The organism is Pseudomonas edaphica, from assembly GCF_005863185.1.
In the GTDB taxonomy this organism is placed as follows: Bacteria; Pseudomonadota; Gammaproteobacteria; order Pseudomonadales; family Pseudomonadaceae; genus Aquipseudomonas; species Aquipseudomonas edaphica.
In genome coordinates, this window is the sequence record NZ_VBVZ01000972.1 from 1 (window position 1) to 1,374 (window position 1,374).

At 55.4% G+C, this 1,374-nt stretch carries 2 protein-coding genes; one reads left to right on the forward strand and one right to left on the reverse strand.

The window, feature by feature from the left end; genetic code table 11:
* Positions 1-278 (reverse strand): amino acid permease (locus FEM54_RS32585; RefSeq protein ID WP_138454284.1); only part of this gene is annotated, 278 nt, incomplete at its 3' end.
* 446 nt (positions 279-724) lie between these two features.
* On the opposite strand from FEM54_RS32585, the gene FEM54_RS32590 reads away from it, so the two are divergent.
* Positions 725-1,374, forward strand: a 650-nt coding sequence (locus tag FEM54_RS32590) for an amino acid permease (RefSeq protein ID WP_138454285.1), incomplete at its 3' end; no start/stop codon positions are given.

Sequence of the window (1,374 nt, forward strand, 5' to 3'; positions counted from 1 at the left end):
CCCCAGGCCGACGAAAACCCCATGTAGTCACCGAACCCGGCCTTGGCATAGGCGTACACGCCGGAATCCAGTTCGGGTTTGCGGTTGGCCAGAGTCTGGAACACGAACGCCAGGGTGAGCATGCCGATGGCGGTAATGACCCAGCCGATCAACACCGCGCCGACATCGGCGCTGGCGGCCATGTTTTGCGGCAGTGAGAAGATCCCGCCACCAATCATTGAGCCCACGACCAGCGCAACCAGGGCGCCGAGTCGAAGTTTTCCGGGAGTTTCAGACATTGCATGACTCCAATGCAGGAGAAGAGAGACCACAGAATAATTCCGTGCGCTAATCAAACAGCTGACTCAGATCACTTCATTGGCACATTCCATTGTGAATTAATGACTTAGGGGTAAAATCCCGAGGCAATAGTTTGCCCCGCAAAGGCGCTGTCCAGAGCGGCTCCTGCGTTTTGATTAATCATTTAGTCCGAGGTATGGACGTTTGACGCTAGCCCGTTTTGCAGAATGTGCAAACTTTTCTCAATTAAGTGTCTAGGGCTGCACAAACTGGCAAAGTGCCTGCTCTATTTAAATTCTAAATAAGCCTAAACTTTATAAATTGTCATGCCATTGCGTTATGAGCGTGGCGGTTTTATCGCGGTCTTTAATAAACGCTACACTCGCGGAGTTAATTAGTTGAGTGCGCGCGTGTTATCTCAAACTATTTTATTTCAGGAGTTTTCATGTCCCAACCGGCCGAGAAACTACGTCTCAGCGCGTTGATTGCCCTGGTGGTGGGTTCGATGATCGGCGGCGGGATTTTCTCACTGCCGCAGAACATGGCCGCCAGCGCCGATGTCGGCGCGGTGTTGATCGGCTGGGCAATCACCGCCATCGGCATGCTCACCCTCGCGTTCGTGTTCCAGACTCTGGCCAACCGCAAGCCTGACCTCGACGGCGGCGTGTACGCCTACGCCAAGGCCGGATTCGGCGACTACATGGGCTTCTCATCGGCGTGGGGTTACTGGATCAGCGCCTGGCTGGGCAACGTCGGATACTTCGTGTTGCTGTTCAGCACCCTCGGTTACTTCTTCCCAATCTTCGGCGAAGGCAACACGCCAGCGGCGGTAATCGGCGCCTCGGTGCTGCTGTGGGCCGTGCATTTCCTGGTACTGCGCGGGATCAAGGAAGCAGCCTTCATCAACCTGGTGACCACCGTCGCCAAAGTGGTGCCGCTGGTGCTGTTTGTATTGATCGCGCTGTTCGCGTTCAAGCTGGACATCTTCACCGCTGACATCTGGGGCGTGAAAAACCCCGACCTGGGCAGCGTGATGAACCAGGTGCGCAACATGATGCTGGTCACCGTGTGGGTGTTTATCGGCATCGAAGGCGC